At 74.0% G+C, this 20,409-nt stretch carries 16 protein-coding genes; 6 read left to right on the top strand and 10 right to left on the bottom strand.

The annotated features are described in order from the left end of the window. The first annotated feature begins 25 nt into the window (after positions 1-25). The 4 genes from ACFYYN_RS06990 to ACFYYN_RS07005 all read left to right on the top strand — a co-directional run bounded on the left by ACFYYN_RS06990 (position 26) and on the right by ACFYYN_RS07005 (position 5,564). A complete protein-coding gene (locus ACFYYN_RS06990; RefSeq protein WP_499514559.1) occupies positions 26-1,249 on the top strand; it encodes an arginine deiminase in 1,224 nt (407 codons plus the stop codon). A 114-nt stretch (positions 1,250-1,363) separates the two neighbouring features. Beyond that, the gene (gene argF / locus ACFYYN_RS06995; protein ID WP_500544963.1) at positions 1,364-2,368 is read left to right on the top strand and encodes an ornithine carbamoyltransferase; all 1,005 of its coding nucleotides are present in this window, start codon (positions 1,364-1,366) and stop codon (positions 2,366-2,368) included. A 98-nt stretch (positions 2,369-2,466) separates the two neighbouring features. Beyond that, positions 2,467-3,294 (top strand): enoyl-CoA hydratase family protein, encoded by an 828-nt coding sequence (locus ACFYYN_RS07000; RefSeq protein WP_499514561.1) that lies wholly within the window; start codon positions 2,467-2,469, stop codon positions 3,292-3,294. A gap of 2 nt (positions 3,295-3,296) precedes the next feature. After that, on the top strand, positions 3,297-5,564 hold the full coding sequence (locus ACFYYN_RS07005) for a bifunctional salicylyl-CoA 5-hydroxylase/oxidoreductase (RefSeq protein WP_500544964.1): 2,268 nt from the start codon (positions 3,297-3,299) through the stop codon (positions 5,562-5,564). Positions 5,565-5,576: 12 nt separating this feature from the next. On the opposite strand, the gene ACFYYN_RS07010 is transcribed toward ACFYYN_RS07005, so the two are convergent. From ACFYYN_RS07010 to ACFYYN_RS07020, 3 genes are all read right to left on the bottom strand, one after another. Beyond that, entirely contained in the window at positions 5,577-6,158 is a 582-nt protein-coding gene (locus ACFYYN_RS07010; protein WP_500544965.1) for a Uma2 family endonuclease, read from the bottom strand. Positions 6,159-6,240: 82 nt separating this feature from the next. Next, positions 6,241-7,065: a PaaX family transcriptional regulator gene (locus tag ACFYYN_RS07015; RefSeq protein WP_500544966.1), complete on the bottom strand. Its 825-nt coding sequence runs from the start codon at positions 7,063-7,065 to the stop codon at positions 6,241-6,243. Positions 7,066-7,069: 4 nt separating this feature from the next. After that, a complete protein-coding gene (locus ACFYYN_RS07020) occupies positions 7,070-8,674 on the bottom strand; it encodes an AMP-binding protein (protein WP_500544967.1) in 1,605 nt (534 codons plus the stop codon). A 95-nt stretch (positions 8,675-8,769) separates the two neighbouring features. On the opposite strand from ACFYYN_RS07020, the gene ACFYYN_RS07025 reads away from it, so the two are divergent. Both ACFYYN_RS07025 and ACFYYN_RS07030 read left to right on the top strand, forming a co-directional pair. Next, entirely contained in the window at positions 8,770-9,876 is a 1,107-nt protein-coding gene (locus ACFYYN_RS07025; RefSeq protein ID WP_500544968.1) for an acyl-CoA dehydrogenase family protein, read from the top strand. Then, a complete protein-coding gene (locus ACFYYN_RS07030) occupies positions 9,873-10,271 on the top strand; it encodes a RidA family protein (protein ID WP_500321844.1) in 399 nt (132 codons plus the stop codon). Before ACFYYN_RS07025 ends, ACFYYN_RS07030 begins: the two co-directional genes overlap by 4 nt. 383 nt (positions 10,272-10,654) lie before the next feature. On the opposite strand, the gene ACFYYN_RS07035 is transcribed toward ACFYYN_RS07030, so the two are convergent. From ACFYYN_RS07035 to ACFYYN_RS07065, 7 genes are all read right to left on the bottom strand, one after another. Further along, positions 10,655-11,890 (bottom strand): RNA polymerase sigma factor, encoded by a 1,236-nt coding sequence (locus tag ACFYYN_RS07035; RefSeq protein WP_500544969.1) that lies wholly within the window; start codon positions 11,888-11,890, stop codon positions 10,655-10,657. 8 nt (positions 11,891-11,898) lie between these two features. After that, the gene (locus ACFYYN_RS07040) at positions 11,899-12,252 is read right to left on the bottom strand and encodes a YciI family protein (protein ID WP_499514568.1); all 354 of its coding nucleotides are present in this window, start codon (positions 12,250-12,252) and stop codon (positions 11,899-11,901) included. A gap of 147 nt (positions 12,253-12,399) precedes the next feature. Then, positions 12,400-15,315, bottom strand: coding sequence for a hypothetical protein (locus ACFYYN_RS07045; protein ID WP_500544970.1), 2,916 nt, complete (start codon positions 15,313-15,315; stop codon positions 12,400-12,402). Next, positions 15,315-17,159, bottom strand: coding sequence for an HSP90 family protein (locus tag ACFYYN_RS07050; protein WP_500544971.1), 1,845 nt, complete (start codon positions 17,157-17,159; stop codon positions 15,315-15,317). Before ACFYYN_RS07050 ends, ACFYYN_RS07045 begins: the two co-directional genes overlap by 1 nt. A 50-nt stretch (positions 17,160-17,209) precedes the next feature. Then, positions 17,210-18,232, bottom strand: a complete 1,023-nt coding sequence (locus tag ACFYYN_RS07055) for a hypothetical protein (RefSeq protein ID WP_500544972.1) — start codon at positions 18,230-18,232, stop codon at positions 17,210-17,212. A gap of 123 nt (positions 18,233-18,355) precedes the next feature. Continuing rightward, positions 18,356-19,885: a helix-turn-helix domain-containing protein gene (locus ACFYYN_RS07060; protein ID WP_500358070.1), complete on the bottom strand. Its 1,530-nt coding sequence runs from the start codon at positions 19,883-19,885 to the stop codon at positions 18,356-18,358. A gap of 14 nt (positions 19,886-19,899) precedes the next feature. Beyond that, on the bottom strand, positions 19,900-20,406 hold the full coding sequence (locus ACFYYN_RS07065; RefSeq protein WP_500544973.1) for a methylated-DNA--[protein]-cysteine S-methyltransferase: 507 nt from the start codon (positions 20,404-20,406) through the stop codon (positions 19,900-19,902). Positions 20,407-20,409: the final 3 nt, after the last annotated feature.

A 20,409-nucleotide genomic window follows, 5' to 3' on the forward strand; every position in this document is an offset into this window, starting at 1 on the left:
TTGCCAAGTGGGAATGTCTAGCTCCATGGCATTCCATGTGGACTCCGAGGCAGGGCGGCTGCACCGCGTCATCCTCCACCGCCCCGACCTGGAGCTGAAAAGGCTCACGCCGTCGAACAAGGACGCCCTGCTCTTCGACGACGTCCTGTGGGTGCGCCGGGCCCGTGCCGAGCACGACGGCTTCGCCGACGTGCTGCGCGACCGGGGCGTGGCCGTGCACCTCTTCGGTGACCTGCTGCGGGAGACGCTGACCCTGCCCGAGGCCCGGCGCATGGTGCTGGACCGGGTCTTCGACGAGAAGGAGTACGGCCCGGTGGTCACCGACCACCTGCGCGCCGCCTTCGACGAGCTGTCCGCGGCCGAGCTGACCGAGGCCCTGGTCGGCGGCATGACCAAGCGGGAGTTCCTGGCCCGTTTCGCGGAGCCGACCTCGGTCCGCTTCCATGTGACGGACCTGGACGACTTCCTGGTCAACCCGCTACCGAACCACATCTTCACCCGGGACACCTCGGCCTGGGTCTACGACGGGGTCAGCATCAACGCGATGCGCTGGCCGGCCCGCTGGCACGAGACGATCCACTACGAGGCGATCTACCGCCACCACCCGCTCTTCGCGGGCGGCTCCTTCCACGTGTGGTCCGAGGGCCAGGCGGCCTACCCGTCCACCATCGAGGGCGGCGACGTCCTGGTGATCGGCAACGGCGCCGTCCTCATCGGCATGAGCGAGCGCACCACCCCGCAGGCCGTGGAGATGCTGGCCCAGCGCCTGTTCAACGCCGGGTCGGCCACCACGATCGTGGCCCTCGACATGCCCAAGCGCCGTGCCTTCATGCACCTGGACACCGTGATGACGATGGTCGACGGCGACACCTTCACCAAGTACGCGGGCCTGGGCATGCTGCGCTCGTACACCATCGAGCCCGGCGCGGGGGAGCGCGACCTGAAGGTCACCGACCACCCGCCGGAGCACATGCACCGGGCCATCGCGGCGGCACTGGGCCTGGACGACATCCGCGTGCTCACCGCGACCCAGGACGTCCATTCCGCCGAGCGCGAGCAGTGGGACGACGGGTGCAACGTGCTCGCGCTGGAGCCGGGCGTCGTGCTGGCGTACGAGCGCAACGTCACCACCAACACCTTCCTGCGCAAGCGCGGCATCGAGGTCATAGAGATCCCCGGGAGCGAACTGGGGCGCGGCCGCGGCGGTCCACGCTGCATGAGCTGCCCCATCGAGCGGGACCCGGTCTGACGGGGCGATCCGGGGCCGGGCCCGGCTGTATAAGGATGCGACTGGTCGTATAGACTTCCATGGTCTCGGCGCACTCATGTTCGGCACCCGGCCGACCCCGACCTAGGAGCCCCCATGGCCATCGACCTCACGGGCCGCCACTTCCTCAAGGAGCTGGACTTCGCCCCCGAGGAGTTCCGCGGGCTGGTGGACCTGGCCGCCGAGCTGAAGGCGGCCAAGAAGGCGGGCACCGAGGTCCGGCGGCTCGCCGGCCGGAACATCGCCCTGATCTTCGCCAAGACCTCCACCCGCACCCGCTGTGCCTTCGAGGTCGCCGCGGCCGACCAGGGCGCGTCCACGACCTACCTGGACCCGGCCGGCTCCCAGCTCGGCCACAAGGAGTCGGTGAAGGACACCGCCCGCGTGCTCGGCCGGATGTACGACGGCATCGAGTACCGCGGGACGGGCCAGGAGGTCGTCGAGGAACTGGCCGCCCACGCCGGGGTGCCGGTGTGGAACGGCCTCACCGACCAGTGGCACCCCACCCAGATGCTCGCCGACGTGCTCACCATGGCCGAGCACTCCCGTTCCCCGCTGGGGGAGACCGCCTACGCCTACCTCGGCGACGCCCGCTCCAACATGGGCAACTCGCTGCTGGTCACCGGCGCCCTCCTCGGCATGGACGTCCGCATCGCCGCCCCGGAGCAGCTGTGGCCGGACGACGGCGTCGTCGCCGAGGCGCGGCGGCTCGCGCAGGCCACCGGCGCCCGCGTCACCCTGACCGAGGACGTCGCCGAGGGGGTCGCCGGCGCGGAGTTCGTCCACACCGACGTCTGGGTGTCCATGGGCGAGCCCGCCGAGGTGTGGGACGAGCGCATCGCACTGCTGAAGCCGTACGCCGTGACCGCGGACGTGCTGCGGGCCACCGGCCGCCCCGACGCGAAGTTCATGCACTGCCTGCCCGCCTTCCACGACCTGGGCACCACCTTGGCCCGGGAGATCCACGAACGGCACGGGCTGACCTCGCTGGAGGTCACCGACGAGGTCTTCGAGTCGGCGTGCTCCATCGTCTTCGACCAGGCCGAGAACCGGATGCACACCATCAAGGCCGTGCTCGTCGCCACGCTGGCAGGCATGTGAGGCGCCGCGCATATCGCGCACTCGTGACGGCGGTCACGAAGGAGTGATAACTTCGCGGTGTTGGCAAGCCTGCCTCCCCCGCGAAGGAGGACGTGCCCATGAGCCCCTACCGAGGCTCCGCAGGCCGGACCGAGGAATGGCGGCACCTGCGCGTCGAGCGCGCCGACGGCGTCGTCACCGTCACCCTCGACCGGCCCGACAAGCTCAACGCGCTCACCTTCGGCGCCTACGCCGACCTGCGCGACCTGCTCACCGAGCTGCCCCACCACGGCGACACCCGTGTGCTGGTGCTCGCCGGGGCCGGTCGCGGCTTCTGCTCCGGCGGGGACGTCGACGAGATCATCGGTGCCACCCTCGCCATGGGCGCGGGCCAGCTCCTGGACTTCACCCGCATGACCGGGCAGGTCGTCCGCGCCCTCCGCGAGGCCCCCTTCCCCGTCGTCGCCGCCGTCCACGGCGTCGCGGCCGGAGCCGGTTCCGTCATCGCCCTCGCGTCCGACTTCCGGATCGTCGAGCGCTCGGCCCGCTTCGCCTTCCTCTTCACCAAGGTCGGCCTCGCGGGCGCCGACATGGGCGCCGCCTACCTGCTGCCCCGCATCGTCGGCCTCGGCCATGCCACCCGGCTGCTGATGCTCGGCGACACCGTCGGCGCCGCGGAGGCCGACCGCATCGGCCTGGTCAGCGAGCTCGTCGACGACGGGCAGGCGGACGCGAGCGCCGCCGCCCTCGCCAAGCGCCTGGCGGCCGGCCCTGCGCTGGCGTACGCGCAGACCAAGGCCCTGCTCACCGCGGAGCTCGACATGCCGCTCGGCGCGGCCGTGGAGATGGACGCCGCGACCCAGGCGCTCCTGATGACCAGCGAGGACTACGCCGAGTTCCACGCCGCGTTCACCGACAAGCGCAGCCCCAACTGGAAGGGCCGTTAGCCGTGCGGGTGGCCATCATCGGCGGCGGCCCCGGCGGGCTCTATGCGGCCGCACTGCTCAAGCGCCTCGACCCGGAACGCGAGATCACCGTCTGGGAGCGCGGCTCGCCGCAGGACACCTTCGGCTTCGGCGTCGTGCTGTCCGACGAGACGCTCGGCGGCATCGAGCACGCCGACCCGGTCGTCTTCCGTGCCCTGGAAGGGGAGTTCACCCGCTGGGACGACATCGACGTGCGCCACCGCGGCCGTGCCGTCACCTCCGGCGGCCACGGCTTCGCGGCGGTGGACCGGCGCACGCTGCTGGCGGTCCTCCACGACCGCTGCCGCGAGCTCGGTGTGACCGTCCGCAGCCGCGAACTCGCCCCGGCCGCCGAACGGCTGGCCCGCGACCACGACCTGGTCATCGCCGCCGACGGCGCGGGCAGCGCCACCCGCGGCGCCCACGCCGCCGTCTTCCGCCCCACCCTCACCGGCCACCGCTGCCGCTACATCTGGCTCTCCACCGACCTCGTCCTGGACGCCTTCCGCTTCGAGATCGCCGAGACCGAGCACGGCGTGATGCAGGCCCACGGCTATCCGTACCGGCCGGACGCGAGCACCTTCATCGTCGAGATGCGCGAGGACGTCTGGCAGCGCGCCGGGCTGGACCGGCTGGACGAGGCCGAGTCGATCGCCCGCTGCGAGAAGATCTTCGCCGACGCCCTGCACGGCCACGGCCTGCGCGGCAACCGCTCCCGCTGGATCGCCTTCACCACCGTCGTCAACGAGCGCTGGCGGCACGGGAACATCGTGCTCCTCGGCGACGCCGCGCACACCGCGCACTTCTCCATCGGCTCCGGCACCAAGCTCGCCATGGAGGACGCCCTCGCCCTCGCCGCCTGCCTGCACGAGCAGCCCGGCGTCCCCGAGGCGCTGGCCGCCTACGAGGCCGAGCGCAAGCCGGTCGTCGCCAGCACGCAGCGCGCCGCGCGGGCCAGCCTGGAGTGGTTCGAGCACCTGGAGCAGTACACGGCCCAGCCGCCCCGGCAGTTCGCCTTCAACCTGCTCACCCGCAGCCGCCGGGTCACCCACGACAACCTGCGGCTGCGCGACGCGGAGTTCACCGCCTCCGTGGAGCGGGAGTTCGGCACCGGTCCGGACACCCCGCCGATGTTCACCCCCTTCACCCTGCGCGGGCTGACCCTGCGCAACCGGGTCGTCGTCTCGCCGATGGACATGTACTCCGCCACCGACGGCACCCCCGGCGACTTCCACCTCGTCCACCTCGGCGCCCGCGCCCTCGGCGGCGCCGGCCTGGTCATGACGGAGATGGTCTGCGTCAGCCCCGAGGGCCGCATCACCCCCGGCTGCGCGGGCCTGTGGAACGACGGGCACGAGGACGCCTGGCGCCGCGTCACCGACTTCGTGCACGCCCGGCCCGGGGCCGCGATCGGCCTCCAGCTCGGCCACAGCGGCCGCAAGGGGTCCACCCGGCTGATGTGGGAGGGCATCGACCAGCCGCTCCCGGAGGGCAACTGGCCGCTCGCGGCCCCCTCCCCGCTGCCGTACCACCCCCACGTGAGCCAGGTCCCGCACGCCCTGGACGACGCCGGGCTGGCCGCGATCCGCGAGCAGTTCGCCGCCTCCGCCGCGCGCGGCGCCCGCGCCGGGTTCGACCTGCTGGAACTGCACTGCGCCCACGGCTACCTGCTCTCGTCCTTCCTCTCTCCGCTCACCAACCGGCGCACCGACGCCTACGGCCGCGACCTGACCGGGCGGCTGCGCTTCCCCCTGGAGGTCTTCGACGCCGTCCGCGAGGTCTGGCCCGCCGACCGCCCGATGACCGTCCGCATCTCCGCCACCGACTGGGCCGAGGGCGGCACGACCGCCGACGAGGCGGTCGAGATCGCCCGGGCCTTCGCCGCGCACGGTGCCGACGCCATCGACGTCTCGACCGGCCAGGTCGTCGCCGACGAGGCCCCCGACTTCGGCCGCTCCTACCAGACCCCCTACGCCGACCGGATCCGCAACGAACTCGGGGTGCCCGTCATCACGGTCGGCGCCATCTCCTCCTGGGACGACGTCAACTCCCTGATCCTCGCGGGCCGCGCCGACCTGTGCGCGCTCGCCCGCCCCCACCTCTACGACCCCAACTGGACGCTCCACGCAGCCGCCGAACAGGACTACTCCGGCCCCGGCGCCCCCTGGCCCCTCCCCTACCAGGCGGGCAGCCGCCGCCCGCCCACAGGCCGCACGGACGCCCCCCGGCCCCGGCTCACGCTGGACGTGTGAGAGGCGGCCGCCTCAGCCGAAGGCGGAGGTGTCGAGGGCGAACGCGAACGGCTCGGGGAGGTCGAGCTCCTTGCCGAACAGCACCCGGACGTCCTGGCGGTAGTCCTCGGCGTCCGGCTCGCCGTACAGGGTGACCGTGCCCTCGGTGCGGTCCACCAGCAGGTAGAACGGGATGCCGGCGGCGGCGTAGCCGCGTCGCTTCGGGCCGCGATCCTTGTCCGGGCGGGAGGACGTCACCTCGACGGTCATGACCACGCCGTCCGGGACGAACCACGAGTCCGTGCCGGCGAACACGCCCTCGGGACCCACCGTCAGGTCCGGGATGAAGCGCCCGGCAGGAGTGATGAGCCCCTTGGCCCCGGACGTGTAGAACTCGGCGGGGGACTTGCGGATCATCTGGCGCACGAAGCGGCCGAGAATGTCCTCGTGGTCTCCGTCGGGCGGCGGGGTCACGACGATCTCCCCCTCGATCAGCTCGGCGCGGTACCCCTCGGGCACCGTGAGGTCGAGGAAGGCGGCGAGCACGGCGTCGCCGCCGGAGCCCGGGCGTTCGGTCGCGGGCAGTGCCATCTCGCGTACCTCCTCGATCGTCATGGTTCCGCTCCGATGTGGTCAGGTTATGCCCCGCCGGGTGGCGCGGGCGTACATCCTGCCAACGATCACCGGAGCAGGGCGGTCACGCCGTGGGGCCGGCGGACCGCGCGAACTCCGCCCCGGCGTCGTGCAGGCGCGCGTGCAGGCCCTCGAAGACGGCGGCGGCGCGGCCGCCGGGCCAGTCGGGCGGGAGGAGGGCGGGCGCCAGGCCCGGGTCGGCGTAGGGGAGGCGGCGCCAGGAGTCGAGGGCGCGCAGGTAGTCCGCGAAGGCCTCCTGCGGCGGGGTCGCCTCCCGGGCGGCCCAGGCGCGCAGCACGGGCTCGTGGGCGTCGAGGAAGGCGTGGTGGCGCTTGGCGACGGCGTCGAGGTCCCACCAGCGGCGCACGGCCGCGGCCGTCGGCTCGAAGCCGAGGTGGGTGCCGGTGAAGAGGTCGACGTAGGTGTCCAGGCCGAGCCGGCGCAGGGTGTGCAGGGCCTCCTCGTGGAGGCGGGCGGGCGCGATCCACACGCCCGGGGCGGCGGTGCCGAAGCCCAGCCGGGCCAGGCGGGAGCGGAGCAGGTGCCGCTTGTGGCGCTCGCTCTCCGGCACGGAGAAGACCGCGAGCACCCACTCCTGGTCGCCGGCTCCGCCGGCCGGGTGACCGTAGATGCGGCGGTCGCCGTCGGCGAGCAGCTGCCGGGCGTCCTCGGACAGGGCGTAGCCCGCGGCGCCGGCGACGCGGTCCGGCTCCAGCAGGCCGCGGCGCTTGAGCCGGGAGACCGCCGAGCGTACCGACTGCGGGTCCACGTCCACGGCGCCCATCAGCCGGATCAGCCCGGCGACGGGTATCCGCCCGTCCCAGGCCTCGGCCCGGCCGTAGGCGCCGAAGAAGGTCACGATCAGCGAACTGGGGGTGTGCTCGGTCACGCGATCACTGTAGGTCGCGCAGCCGGAAGCGCTGCAGTTTCCCGGTGGGAGTGCGGGGCAGGGCGTCGAGGAAGGCGATCTCGCGGGGGCACTTGTAGCTCGCGATCTCCTCCCGGGTGAAGGCGCGCAGCGCCTCGACCGTGTGCTCGTCGCGCGGGGGGCCGTCCCGCAGCACGACGAAGGCCCGGACGATCTGGCCGCGCTGGTCGTCCGGCACGCCGATGACCGCGGCCTCCCGTACGTCGGGGTGGCGCAGCAGCGCCTCCTCGACCTCGGGGCCCGCGATGTTGTACCCCGACGAGATGATCATGTCGTCGGCGCGGGCCACGTAGCGGAAGTAGCCGTCCGGCTCGCGCACGTAGGTGTCGCCGGTGATGTTCCAGCCGTCGCGCACGTACTCCCGCTGCCGTTCGTCCGCCAGGTAGCGGCAGCCCGTGGGACCGCGCACCGCGAGCAGCCCCGGTTCGCCGTCCGGCACGGGGGACAGCGTCGAGGGGTCGACGACCCGGGCCTGGTAGCCCGGCACCGGCAGGCCCGTGGTGCCCGGCCGGATCACGTCGTCGGCGGCGGAGATGAAGATGTGCAGCAGCTCCGTGGCCCCTATGCCGTTGATGATCCGCAGCCCCGTCGACTCGTACCAGGCGTGCCAGGTCGCCTCGGGCAGGTTCTCGCCCGCCGACACGCAGCGCCGCAGCGAGGACAGGTCGCGGGTGCCGTGCGAGGCGAGTATGGCCCGGTAGGCGGTGGGCGCGGTGAACAGCACGGTCACCGCGTGCTCCGCGACGGCCCGGGCGAGCTGTTCGGGGCCGGCCTGCTCCAGCAGCAGCGCCGACGCCCCCACGCGCAGCGGGAAGACGACCAGGCCGCCCAGCCCGAAGGTGAAGCCCAGCGGCGGGCTGCCGGCGAACACGTCGGTGGAGGTCGGTCGCAGTATGTGCGCGGAGAAGGTGTCGGCGATCGCCAGCACGTCCCGGTGGAAGTGCATGCACCCCTTGGGCCGTCCGGTCGTCCCGGAGGTGAAGGCGATCAGCGCGACGTCGTCGGCCGAGGTCTCCACCGCGGGGAAGGAGTCCGGCCGGTCGGCCGCGAGCCGCAGCAGATCGTCCGGCGCCTCCCCGCCGTACGTGGCGATGCGCAGCCCGGGCGCCTCGCACTTGGCGAGGTCGTCGACCGCGCGGATGTCGCACAGCGCGTGCCGGACGGCGGCGATCTCGCAGATCGTCGCCAGCTCGTGCGGGCGGTGCGCCGCGAGCACGGTCACCGCGACCGCGCCCGCCTTCATGACGGCGAACCAGCACGCCACCAGCCACGGCGTGGTGGGGCCGCGCAGCAGCACGCGGTTGCCGGGCACCACCCCGAGCTCGTCGGTCAGCACGTGCGCGATGCGGTCGGAGGCGGCGCGCAGGTCCGCGTACGACCAGACCTCACCGCCCGGCATCCGCAGGCAGGGCGCCTCGGGCAGGCCGGCGGCGAGGAGTTCGGTGCCGCAGTTGAGCCGGCCGGGATAGGCCAGTTCGGGGAGGTCTTGGGTCAGGACGGGCCACTGGTCACGCGGCGGGAGGTGATCCCGCGGGAAAGTGTCCACGTGTGCTGATGGCAGCAGGTCCATGGCGGGTTCGCCCCTCGTTGGCCCCTGGTTGCGGACGGATTCAGCGTAACGTGTTTGTGACGGCAGTCAACGGTACGCGATACGGGAGGTGCCGCGTGGCATCGTTCGCGCTGGACCCGGAACAGCTCAAGTGGTGCGCACAGGTCCGTGATTGGGCCGCCGAACGGCTCCGGCCGCTGGCGGGGTCCGGCGAACCCGGGCGGGTCAACCGGCCACTGCTCGCGGCCCTCGGTGAACTCGGTCTGCTGGGGCGCCTCTTCCCCGGTACCGCCCTCGAGCTGTGCCTGCTCCGGGAGTCCCTGGCCCGGGAGTGCACCGAGGCGGAGACCGCACTCGCCCTGCAGGGCCTGGGCGCCCACCCCCTGCTGGAATCCCCCGAACTGGCCGCCCGCTGGATCCCGCGGGTCGTCTCCGGCGAGGCCGTCGCGGCCTTCGCGCTCACCGAGCCGGGCGCAGGTTCCGACGCGGCCGCCCTCGAACTGGCCGCGGAGCCCGCCCCGGACGGCGGCTGGCGGCTCACCGGCGAGAAGTGCTGGATCTCCAACGCCCCCGAGGCCGACCTCTACACGGTCTTCGCCCGGACCACCCCCGGCGCCGGGGCCCGCGGCGTCACCGCCTTCGCCGTCCCCGCCGACCGCCCCGGCCTCGGCGGCGAACACCTCGACATGCTCTCCCCGCACCCCATCGGCCGGCTGCGCTTCGACGCCGTACCGGTCGGGCGGCACGACGTGATCGGCGAGGTCGACCGCGGCTTCCGGGTCGCCATGACCACCCTCAACCGCTTCCGGCCCAGCGTCGGTGCCTTCGCGGTCGGCATGGCGCAGGCCGCCCTCGACGCGGCCACCGCCCACGCCGCCTCCCGCACCGCCTTCGGCGCGCCCCTGAAGGAGCTCCAGGCCGTCTCCCACGCCCTCGCCGAGATGGCCACCCGCACCGAGGCCGCCCGCCTGCTGGTCTACGCCGCCGCCGAGGCCTACGACTCCGGTGCCCCCGGCACCGCCCGCAGCTCCGCCATGGCCAAGCTCTTCGCCACCGAGACCGCCCAGTACGCCGTCGACGCGGCCGTCCAGATCCACGGGGCCCGCGCCCTGGAGCGCGGCCACGTCCTGGAACACCTCTACCGCGAGGTCCGCGCACCGCGTATCTACGAAGGTGCCACCGAAGTCCAGCGGTCGATCATCGCCAAGGAGCTCTTCGCATGACCCTGAACCGGATCAACCCGCCCGAGCTCTCCCCGCCCACCGGCTTCAGCCACGCCGTCACCGCCACCGGCCGCACCCTCGTCCTCCTCGCGGGCCAGACCGCGCTGGACTCCGGGGGCAAGGTCGTCGGGGACACCCTCCCCGCCCAGTTCGAGCACGCGCTGATCAACCTCCTCACCGCCCTCCAGGCCGCCGGCGGCACCCCCGCCGACCTCGCCCGCCTCACCGTCCACACCACCGACGTCGCCGCCTACCGCGACCACGCGCCCGAACTCGGCCGGATCTGGCGCGCCCTGGCCGGCCGGGACTACCCGGCGATGGCGGTCATCGGCATCACCCGCCTGTGGGACGAGGAGGCCATGGTCGAACTCGACGGCCTCGCCGTGCTCTCCTGACCCGAGGTCAGGAGGAACCCGGGATACGGGGGTGGCCCGGCACGTCGGTGGTGGCCGCTCGCCGTTGCCTGCGTCCGACGGCCGGGGCTCGCCGAGGGGGCGGCCGCCGCGTGCCGGGGGCGGTGGCCGGCCGTCACGGTGTCCGCGACGCTTCGCGACGGTGGCTGTGGCGCGGCTCCACGCGCCGCCGGGCGTACGTCAGGATGGCGCGGCCGCTGCCGGTACGAGACGAGTCCGGGTGGGTGCGTGAGGCCCGGGCCGGGACGCGAGGCGGTGTCACCACCGGTGATGCGGCCGCGGCGTCGTGCGGGGCCCGCGCAGTCGCGGCGGAGGTGGCACCGCTCCGCGCGCGTCCGCCCGGTTCCGAAGGCCCCGCACGGCGGTCAGGGCGGGCCGCCGAGCGCCTCACGCCTGCGCAGCAGGAAGTCCCGTTCGGCCTCGTTCTCGGTGCGGGCGGCGGCTGCTCCGTACGCCTGCGCGGCCTCGGACGTACGGCCCAGGCGGCGCAGGAGGTCGGCGCGGACGGCGTGGAAGGCGGGGTAGCCCTCCAGGGGGAGGCCGTCGGCGGCGGCGAGCGCGGCGGCCGGACCCTCGACCTCGGCGAGGGCGACGGCGCGGTTGAGGGCGACCACGGGGCCCGGGGCGAGCGTCGTCAACTGGTCGTAGAGCCCCAGGATCTGCCGCCAGTCCGTGGCGGCCGCGACCGGGGCGTCGCTGTGCACGGCGCTGATCGCCGCCTGGATCTGGTACGGCCCCGGCCGGCCGCGCCTGAGGCAGCGGCGGACCAGTGCCCGGCCCTCCGCGACCAGCGCCCGGTCCCACAGGGCGCGGTCCTGCTCGGCCAGCGGCACCGCTTCGCCGTCCGCGGCGGTGCGGGCCGGGCGGCGTGCCTGGACCAGCAGCATCAGGGCGAGCAGCCCCAGCACCTCGGGCTCGTCGGGCATGAGCCCGGCCAGCAGCCGGCCCAGGCGGATCGCCTCGGCGCACAGGTCCTCGCGGACCAGGCGGTCCCCGGAGCCGGGCAGGTACCCCTCGTTGAAGACCAGGTACACCACCGCGAGGACGGCGCCGAGCCGTTCGGGCAGGTCGGCCTCGTCCGGGACGCGGTACGGGATCCGGGCGTCGCGGATCTTGCGCTTCGCCCTGACCAGGCGCTGGGCCATGGTGCTCTCGGGGACGAGGAAGGCCCGGGCGATCTCGGCGGTGGTGAGCCCGCCCAGCAGCCGGAGCGTCAGCGCCACCCGTGAGGCCGGGGCGAGCGCGGGGTGGCAGCAGGTGAAGAGCAGACGGAGCCGTTCGTCCCGCACGGGGCCCTCCTCGCCGGGTTCCCGGACGTCCCGGGCGTCCTGCAGCAGGGCGGCCCGGGCGTGCCGGTCCTCGCGGGCCGCCTCCCGGTGCAGCCGGTCGATCGCGCGGTTGCGGGCGGTGGTGATGATCCACCCCGCGGGGCTCGGCGGCAGTCCGGTCCGCGGCCACCGCTGGACGGCCGTGGTGAAGGCGTCCTGGACCGCCTCCTCGGCGACGTCGATGTCGCCGAACCGGCGGACCAGGACGGCCACCGCGCGCCCGTACTCCTCGCGGAAGACCCGCTCGACCTCCGGTGCGCCCGGCTCCGGCACGCCGGCCGTCAGTCCTCGACCTCGTGCGCGAAGGGCCGGACCTCGATGGGCAGCGTGGTCACCCGGGCCAGCCGGCGGCCCCAGGCGAGCGCGGCGTCGAGGTCGGCCGCCTTGATGATCGTGAAGCCGCCGAGGTACTCCTTGCTCTCCGCGAACGGCCCGTCCGTGACGAGCACCTCCTCGCCCCGCGGCCGCAGCACGGTGGCCGTGTCCGGGGCGTTCAGTCCCGCGCCGAAGACCCAGGCCCCGGCCTCCTTCATCTCCCGGTTGAGGACGTCCAGGTCGGCCAGGACCCGGGCGAGGAACTCGGGCGGCGGCGGGGTCCCCTCGGGCTGGTACACGCTGAGCAGGTAGTGCTTCATGTCGGGCGTCCTCGCGGTCCGGGCCGGCCCTTCGCCGGCGTTCCACCCCCTACACGAACGGCGACCGCCCGGATCGACACCCCGCGCCCCCGGATGTCCGGGGGACGGGCGGCGCCGAGGGCGGTCGCCTCGTTCGTACCACGGGTGTCAGCCCCGGCGGCGCGACGACACCTCGTCCCTGACCCGGGAAAGGACCACGGCCGCGTGGTCGAGCCCCGCCGCCCGGCACCGGGTGATCGCGGCACCGAGACGGGACAGGGCCGCGTCCGGCCGGTCCAGGCCGTTCGCCTCGACGAGGGCGGCGACCCGGACGGCCTCGGCGCGCGGCGCCTCACCCCGCGGCCCGCCCTCCTCGTGGGCGGCGATCGCCCGCTCCAGCTCGGCGAGCGCCTCGGGGAAGCGCTCGGCGCCGGCATAGGCCCGGCCGCGCTGGTAGTGCGTGGCGCCGCTCTCGTACCAGAGGGCGAACTCCTCGTCGTCCGCGGGCACGGCCGCCAGCACCTCGTCGGCCTCGCGCAGGTGGTCCAGGGCGGTCTCCAGGCCCTCGGCGCCCTGTGCCGAGACGGCGGAGCCTGCGAAGTCGCGCATCATCTCCGCGACCGCGTGCGGGTTCGGCCCCTTCGCGTGCGAGGCGACGGCGCGGTCGTACGCGGAGCGCGCCGCGTCCTCGCGGCCGGCCTGCAGCAGGGCGACGGCGGCCTCGCAGGCGGCGAGCGTGTGCGTGAACTGCTCCTCCCACCCCTGGACGGCGTCGGCCAGCAGCAGGAACTGCTCGGCGCTCGCGCGGTGCTCCTCCAGTTCCCGCAGGCCCCGCGCCAGCAGCAGCCGGGCCTGGGCCAGGGCGCGTTCGTCCATGCCGGCCGCGGCCTCGTCGCGGACCAGCGACTCCAGCACGGCGACGGCGTCCGCCTGGCGGTCGGCGCGGGCGAGCACGTCCGCCAGCTCCACCCGCAGCTCGGCGGCGCCCGTGGCGTCGTCCTCGCGGTCCAGCCGCGCCGCGGCGTCGGACAGGTGGCGTACGGCGGCGTTCAGGTCGCCCGCGTGGTCGGCGGCGTGGCCGAGCAGCGCGTGGGTGCGCGCCACCGGGAACGCGGTGTCGTTGTGGGCGGTGGCCGTGGCGAGCGCGCCGTGGAACTGCTCCATGGCCTCCTCGGGGCGGTGCTGCTGCAGCAGCACCTGGCCGAGCAGGCCCCGCGGGCGGGTGGCGCGCCAGGGCGTCCCGGCCGCCTCCACGACCCGCAGCGCGCTCCGCAGTTCCCGTTCGGCCCCGTCCAGGTCCCCGGAGCGCGCCGCGAGATCGGCGGCGGACATCCGGGTGTTGACCGTGCGCTCCGGGATGCCGAGCCGCTCCGACTCCGCCAGGGCCTCGGCCACGGCCGCCTCGAAGCGCTCGCGCAGTTCCGCGGGGACGTCCGGCAGCATGGCCGCCGCCTCGGTGTGGGCGAGGTAGGCACGGCACTGCAGCACGACGCAGTAGGCGCGCCGGACCTCGGCGGAGCCCTCGCCGTCCACCAGTGCGCGGGCCTCGGTCCGCACCGCGTCCAGCTCCGCCCGGCCCGCGACGGCCTCCGGGCCGGGCTCCACGCCCACCGACGCCAGCCGCGCGCGGGAGGTCAGGACGCGCTCGGGCATGCCGGCCAGGGCGAACAGCTCCCGTGCCTCGGTGAGCGCGGCCCTGGCCGCCGTCCGGTCCTCGTCCTCCATGGCCGCGAAGGCGCGGTGCTCGGCCAGTTCGGCCCGCAGGCGCTCCTCCGGGCCCAGCCGGGGGTCGTGCACATGGCCTTCGGTGCCGGCGCGCTCGGCGATCCGGCGCCACAGCTCCTCGTCGCCGGGACGGCCGGCGTCCCCCATCTCACGGGCCTTCTCCACCAGTTCGACGAAGTCCTCGGGCACCTCCCGCCCGGCCACGGCGACGGGCGGGGCCGTCGCCGCCGGCCCGGCCGCAGGTGACGGCACGGCCGCGGTGCGCAGACCGAGTGCCAGCGGCTCGGCGAGCGGCGGGCGCCGGGTCAGGCGTGCCCGGCGGCGCTCGCCGACGGCGGGGGTGCCGTTGCGCCGGTCGAACGCCGCGGCCAGGGTGTCGCCCTGCTCGCTCACGTGGTCCTGCAGTTCCCACGCGGTCCAGGTGCGCCCCAGCGGTCCGGCGACGGGGGTCGCGTCGTACCCCTCGTCGACCAGGCGCCGGGTGAGGACCTCGACGCCGGTGAGGAAACCGAGCAGCGACAGCGGCGCGCCGGTGGTGCCGAACAGGGCGCGGTTCTCGGCGAGGATCTCCAGCGCCCGGCCCTCGTTGCCGGACAGCGCGCAGAACTCCACGTGCAGTCCGGTCTCCTCGGCCATGCCGATCCGGCCCCGGGCGTGCCGGTAGCCCGTCAGATGGTGGGAGCGCGCCTCGTCGGTGCGGCCGAGGCGCAGCAACGGCAGCAGGGCGTGGGCCTGGGTGACCCAGGGCTCCTCCTCGCAGGTCTGGACGCCGTCGAGGACCGGTTCCCAGGTCCGCAGGGCCCGCTCGTCGTCGCCCGCCGCGAGGTGGTGCAGTCCCTGGTGCCGGGTCTCGCAGGCCGGGCAGTCGCTGAGCCGCTCCTGGCGCCGGGTGACCCACAGGTCCCAGGCCGTCTCGCGGTCCGCGCCGGTGTGGGCGGCGATCCGGTGCCGCATGGCCGCCACCGGCTGCAGGCCCTCACCGGCCGCCCGGTAGCGCTCGCCCATCTGGCCGACCCACCCGTGGACCGTCGCCAGCGGGACGTCCGGCACCTGGAGCAGCGAGGTCGTCACCCACTTGTGGCGCCACAGCACCTGGTGGCCCTCCCACTCGCTGAAGGAGCCGGGCACCTCCTCCCACAGCTTGAGGATCCGGGCGAAGACGACCGGCGACTTGCGGTGCTCGGCGGCGTACTCGTACGCCGACATGAGTTCGAGCAGCGCCGTCACGAGGACGTCCTTCTCCTCGAACTGCTCGGCCGCCTCGACCAGTTCCTCGGCCGTCACGGTGCGGGGCGTTCCGTAGGGGCGCTCGTTGTTCTCGCGGAGCGCCTCGAACACGGCCTCGGGGGTGTCCAGCATCAGTGCTCCTTGGCGTCCGGCCCGGACGCGGGGGTGTCCTGGTCGTGCATGGCGTGGGTGAGCAGACCGATGAAGGCCCGGTTGAGCAGCGCGCTCTCCGAGGACTTCAGCGGCCGCCGGGTGAGCAGCAGCGCCTGCCCGTACAGGGCCTCGGCCGTGGTGAGGGCCAGCCCGCGCTCGGTGACGGTGGCGGCCCGGCGCACCAGCGGGTTGAGGTGGTTGAGGACGAGCTGGGCCCGCGGGGCCTGCGTGCGCAGCGAGCCGAGGATGTCCGCCCACAGCCCGTCGCTGCTCTCCGCGAGGCCGGACCGGGTGCGCTCGTGGCGTGCCTCGCGGTCGTCCAGGAGCAGCGCGGGCGCCGTGACCGGCTGGAAGGCCCGCAGCACGACGTCGCAGTCGTACTGGCCGACGACCTCGCGGGCGACCGCGAGGAAGGAGGCGGCGGCGAGTTCGGCGGCCGAGTCGACCGGGTCGAGGTGCGCGGTCATGGTGGCCGGGTCCAGGTCGGTGACCGTGGTGCCGGGACGGATCTCCGGCAGCCGGTGCACCAGGTCCCGGTCGTAGGTGTAGCCGCCGTTGACGACGCCGAGGCCGGCCGCCGCCGCGATCGGGGCGACCTGCCGGAACTCGTCGACGCTGCGGGTGACCAGCACCGTGGGGTGGGCGCGGGCGAACTCCTCCAGGGTGACGTTGCCGTCCGTGGTCTCGAAGGGCAGCCACGGCAGCAGCATCCGCAGCAGCGCGTCGTCGTAGCGGGCCAGCGCCTTGACGGCGAGGTGGTGACTGTCGATGAAGCGCCGCAGGAGCGCCGGGTCGCTGGCGGCGAGCCCGGTCAGCCAGTCGCGGATGCGGGCGCCCAGCGCGTCGCGGACGGCGGCCAGGGTCTCGTCCTCGTACAGCGCCTCGCGGGAGGCCGTCGGGCGCAGGCTGGTGACGTCCACGACGCAGCGGACGAAGAACGCCCACTCCGGCAGGAGCTCGGCGGCCCGGTCCGAGAGCAGCATGCCCTTCAGGTGCACCCGGTGCCCGGCCCGCTCCGACGGGTTGACGGGGGTCGGCAGCACGTAGGCCACGCCGCGCAGCCCGGCGACGGGCAGGTCGAGGTCGATGGTGTCGAGCGGGGTGAAGCCGAACGTCGCGCGGCAGTGCTCGGCCAGCGCCTCGGCGCGGGCCAGCGGGGAGCCGTGGCGGCGCTCCCACGGAGGGGTCTCGTTGATCAGGGTCGTCTCGCCGCGCGGGTCGACGACGGTGACCTCGTGCCGCAGCAGGCTGCCGTAGTGCCGGGCCAGCGACGCCACCCGGCCGGGCTCCGTCCACTCGCCGGCGTCCGCGCGCGGGGTCAGCGTCACGCGCGTGCCCGGCTCGGGCAGCGCGTCGGCGGGGAGCGTGCGCAGGGTGTAGCTGCCGTCGGAGCGGCCGCGCCATTCGACGGCCGGGGCGCCGGGGGCGGTCGCCGGGCGGCTGACGACCGTGATCTCGTCGGCCACCACGAAGCAGGCCAGCAGCCCGATGCCGAACTGGCCGATGAAGTCGCCGCGGGCGGCCTCGATCTCGCCGTCGGCGGCGCGCTTGGAGCTGCGCCCGATGGTGGCGAGGAACGTGTGCACGTCGGCCTCGCTCAGCCCGACACCGGTGTCGGTGACGCTGAGCGTGTCACCGGTCCGCACGGTGATCCTGGCCGGTGCGCCCGGCTGGACCGCCTGCCGGGCGGTGATCGCGTCGACGGCGTTCTGCAGCAGCTCCCGCAGGTAGACGCGGGGGCTGGAGTAGAGGTGGTGGGAGAGCAGGTCGACCAGGCCGCGCAGGTCGACCTGGAACGTGTGCGCTGACGGGGACTGGGACACCGAAGGGGCCTTCCGGGCGGTGCGCGGACGGGGAACGGGGCGCGGGGCGGTCAGGGACGTCCGGCGCGGGACCGCAGGGTGCGGTAGGCCGCCACCGGGTCGTTGCCGTTGAGGTACTGCCACGGGAACTCGGTGACGACTCCGCCGGTGGCGGCGAAGGCCTCGGCCGCCGCCTTCTTCTCGCCGGCCAGCGCGAAGGCCATGGCGAAGGTGTTGAGCGTCCCGACCGGGTCGAGGCAGCCCTGGTACGCCGGGTTGCGGTAGGAGCGGTCCGCGGCCTCGTGCAGCTCCTTCTCGACCTGCAGGCGGAGCATGTACGCCGTGTCGTCGCCGCGGTCCAGGTCGCCCCAGTGCTCGAGGTGCGCGACCGCGACGAGCACGCCCATGTCGCTGCCCTCGGGGGCGGCGAGCATGGACTCCCGCGCGAAGGCGTGCATCTCCTCGTGCGAACCGCCCCACTTGCGGCACACCTGCTGCAACTGCTGCTGGTGCGCCCCCAGGTGCAGCGGGGAGCGCCGTACGGTGGCCTCGAAGCGCAGCCGCGCGAGGTCCGGGCCGACCTGCAGCCCCCGGCCGCTCATCTGCAGGAAGTACCAGGGGGACGCCCATGCGGGTTCGAGCTCCGCGGCCCGGTACAGCAGGTCCTCGGCCACCTCGAGGCGCTCGTGGAACACCTGGAACTGCTCACGCGAGACGTGCTGCGCGCGCAGTCCGGTCCGGGCCTCCCAGGCCCAGGTCACCTGGCGGGCGCCCGCCACCAGCCGGGCGAGCCCGGAGTCGGGCTCGGCCGCCACGACGGCCGGCATCCAGCGCTCCCAGCCGTCGACGTCCACGACGTTCGCCACGAGCCAGCTGCGCTCACGGTCGTCGGTCACCGCCGACAGCCGCTCCCGGATCGCGGGCCAGTCCGCCGCGGCGGCGGCCGCGCGCAGGCCCGCGAGCGCGGGGTTGCCGCGCGCCGGGTCGAGCCGTGGCGACGGGCGCGGCGCCCACCGCCTCAGTGAGAACGCAGAACTGCGCCGCGCGTTGCCGTCCACCGTTCCGCCCGCGGTACCACCTCGGACCGCCACCATGAAGACCCCCTCCTGGCCTGGCCGTTCCTCCCCCATGGGCCATGATCCGCGGCCCGGAGCATGACTATCACGGTCACCTTGCGGGGGAGTAGCCGGTTCGCCGGCCAGGAGGGGCGGGACGGGTCAGATGTCGCGGAACGTCTCGATCTGCGCCCCGATGGAGTTGAGCCGCTCGGCCAGCTCCTCGTAGCCGCGGTTGATGACGTACACGTTCCGCAGCACCGAGGTGCCCTCGGCGGCGAGCATCGCCAGCAGCGTCACCACGGCGGGCCGCAGGGCCGGCGGGCACATCATCTCGGCGGTGCGCCAGCGGGTCGGGCCCTCCACCAGCACCCGGTGCGGGTCCAGCAGCTTGACGTTGGCGCCGAGCCGGGTCAGCTCGGTGAGGTAGATGGCGCGGTTGTCGTAGACCCAGTCGTGGATGAGGGTCGAGCCCTGGGCCGTGGCGGCGATGGCCGCGAAGAAGGGCACGTTGTCGATGTTGAGGCCCGGGAAGGGCATGGGGTGGATCTTGTCGATGGGGGAGCGCAGCTTGGAGGGGCGCACGGTGAGGTCGATCAGCCGGGTGCGGCCGTTGTCGGCGGGGTACTCGGCGGAGCGCTCGTGGTCCAGGCCCATCTCCTCCAGGACCGCCAGCTCGATCTCCAGGAACTCCACCGGCACCCGCCGGATGGTCAGCTCGGACTCGGTGACCACGGCCGCGGCCAGCAGGCTCATGGCCTCCACCGGGTCCTCGGAGGGCGCGTAGTCCACGTCCCGGTCGATCTCGGTGACACCGTGCACGGTCAGCGTGGTGGTGCCGATGCCGTCCACCCGGACGCCCAGCTCCTCCAGGAAGAAGCACAGGTCCTGGACCATGTAGTTCGAGCTGGCGTTGCGGATGACGGTCACCCCGTCGTGCCGGGCGGCCGCCAGGAGCGCGTTCTCGGTCACGGTGTCGCCGCGCTCGGTCAGCACGATCGGCCGCCGCGGGGCCACCGAGGGTGCGACCCGGGCGTGGTACATCCCGCTGGTGGCGGTCACCTCCAGCCCGAAGTGCCGCAGGGCGGTCATGTGCGGCTGGACGGTACGGGTGCCGAGGTCGCAGCCGCCCGCGTACGGGATGCGGAAGCGGTCGGTGCGGTGCATCAGGGGGCCGAGGAACATGATCACGCTGCGGGTGCGGCGGGCGGCGTCGGTGTCCATGGCGTCCAGCTCCAGCCGCGCCGGCGGGACGACCTCCAGGTCGTTGCCGTCGTTGATCCAGCGGGTCCGCACGCCGATGCTGTTCAGCACCTCCAGGATGCGGTAGACCTCCTCGATCCGCGCGACGCGGCGCAGGGTGGTCCGCCCGGAGTTCAGCAGCGTGGCGCACAGCAGCGCCACGCACGCGTTCTTGCTGGTCTTGACGTCGATGGAGCCGGAGAGCCGGCGCCCGCCCACGACACGCAGGTGCATGGGACCCGCGTAGCCGAGGGAGACGATCTCGCTGTCGAGCGCTTCACCGATTCGGGCGATCATCTCAAGGCTGATGTTCTGGTTCCCGCGTTCAATACGGTTCACCGCGCTCTGGCTGGTCCCGAGCGCCTCCGCCAGTTGGGACTGGGTCCAGCCCCGGTGCTGGCGGGCGTCACGGATGAGCTTGCCGATGCGTGCGAGGTAGTCGTCTCCCATGCGGAGAGACTATCTCACATATGAGATGGCAACCCGAGCTCCAGGTCCAGCAGGTACCGCTTGCGCTCCAGTCCGCCCCCGTATCCGGTGAGGCTGCCGGAGGCCCCGACCACACGGTGGCAGGGCACGATGATGCCGACCGGGTTGCGTCCACCTGCGAGCCCGACGGCGCGCGACGCGCCGGGGCTGCCGAGCTCCTCCGCCAGCTGACCGTACGTCATCACGGTGCCGTACGGGATGGCCCGCAGACCCGCCCAGACCCGCTGCTGGAAGGCGGTGCCGCGCAGGTCCAGCGGCAGGTCGAAGGCGGTCAACTCGCCCGTGAAGTACGCCCGCAGCTGCTCGGCGGCCCGCGCGAACGGCGACGTCACCGGGTCGCGGCGCGCGCCGAAGGACTCCTCCGGCGGACGGTGACGCTGCGCGGGCATGTAGAGACCTGACAGGACGCCGTCGGTCGCGACCAGGGTCAGCGGCCCGACGGGGCTGTCGATCAGGGCGTGCGTGCGAAGGGACATGATCATTCC

The sequence above is a fragment of the Streptomyces sp. NPDC001902 genome, from assembly GCF_042891295.1.
Classification (GTDB): domain Bacteria; phylum Actinomycetota; class Actinomycetes; order Streptomycetales; family Streptomycetaceae; genus Actinacidiphila.

Excerpts from the sequence above, each read along its gene's own strand:
- ACFYYN_RS07040 (WP_499514568.1), bottom strand. The coding sequence starts at position 12,252 with ATGAAGCACTACCTGCTCAGCGTGTACCAGCCCGAGGGGACCCCGCCG.
- ACFYYN_RS07060 (WP_500358070.1), bottom strand. The coding sequence starts at position 19,885 with ATGGGAGACGACTACCTCGCACGCATCGGCAAGCTCATCCGTGACGCC.
- ACFYYN_RS07010 (WP_500544965.1), bottom strand. The coding sequence starts at position 6,158 with ATGACGATCGAGGAGGTACGCGAGATGGCACTGCCCGCGACCGAACGC.
- ACFYYN_RS07030 (WP_500321844.1), top strand. The coding sequence starts at position 9,873 with ATGACCCTGAACCGGATCAACCCGCCCGAGCTCTCCCCGCCCACCGGC.
- ACFYYN_RS06990 (WP_499514559.1), top strand. The coding sequence starts at position 26 with ATGGCATTCCATGTGGACTCCGAGGCAGGGCGGCTGCACCGCGTCATC.
- argF (WP_500544963.1), top strand. The coding sequence starts at position 1,364 with ATGGCCATCGACCTCACGGGCCGCCACTTCCTCAAGGAGCTGGACTTC.
- ACFYYN_RS07000 (WP_499514561.1), top strand. The coding sequence starts at position 2,467 with ATGAGCCCCTACCGAGGCTCCGCAGGCCGGACCGAGGAATGGCGGCAC.
- ACFYYN_RS07045 (WP_500544970.1), bottom strand. The coding sequence starts at position 15,315 with ATGCTGGACACCCCCGAGGCCGTGTTCGAGGCGCTCCGCGAGAACAAC.
- ACFYYN_RS07055 (WP_500544972.1), bottom strand. The coding sequence starts at position 18,232 with ATGGTGGCGGTCCGAGGTGGTACCGCGGGCGGAACGGTGGACGGCAAC.
- ACFYYN_RS07065 (WP_500544973.1), bottom strand. The coding sequence starts at position 20,406 with ATGATCATGTCCCTTCGCACGCACGCCCTGATCGACAGCCCCGTCGGG.
- ACFYYN_RS07020 (WP_500544967.1), bottom strand. The coding sequence starts at position 8,674 with ATGGACCTGCTGCCATCAGCACACGTGGACACTTTCCCGCGGGATCAC.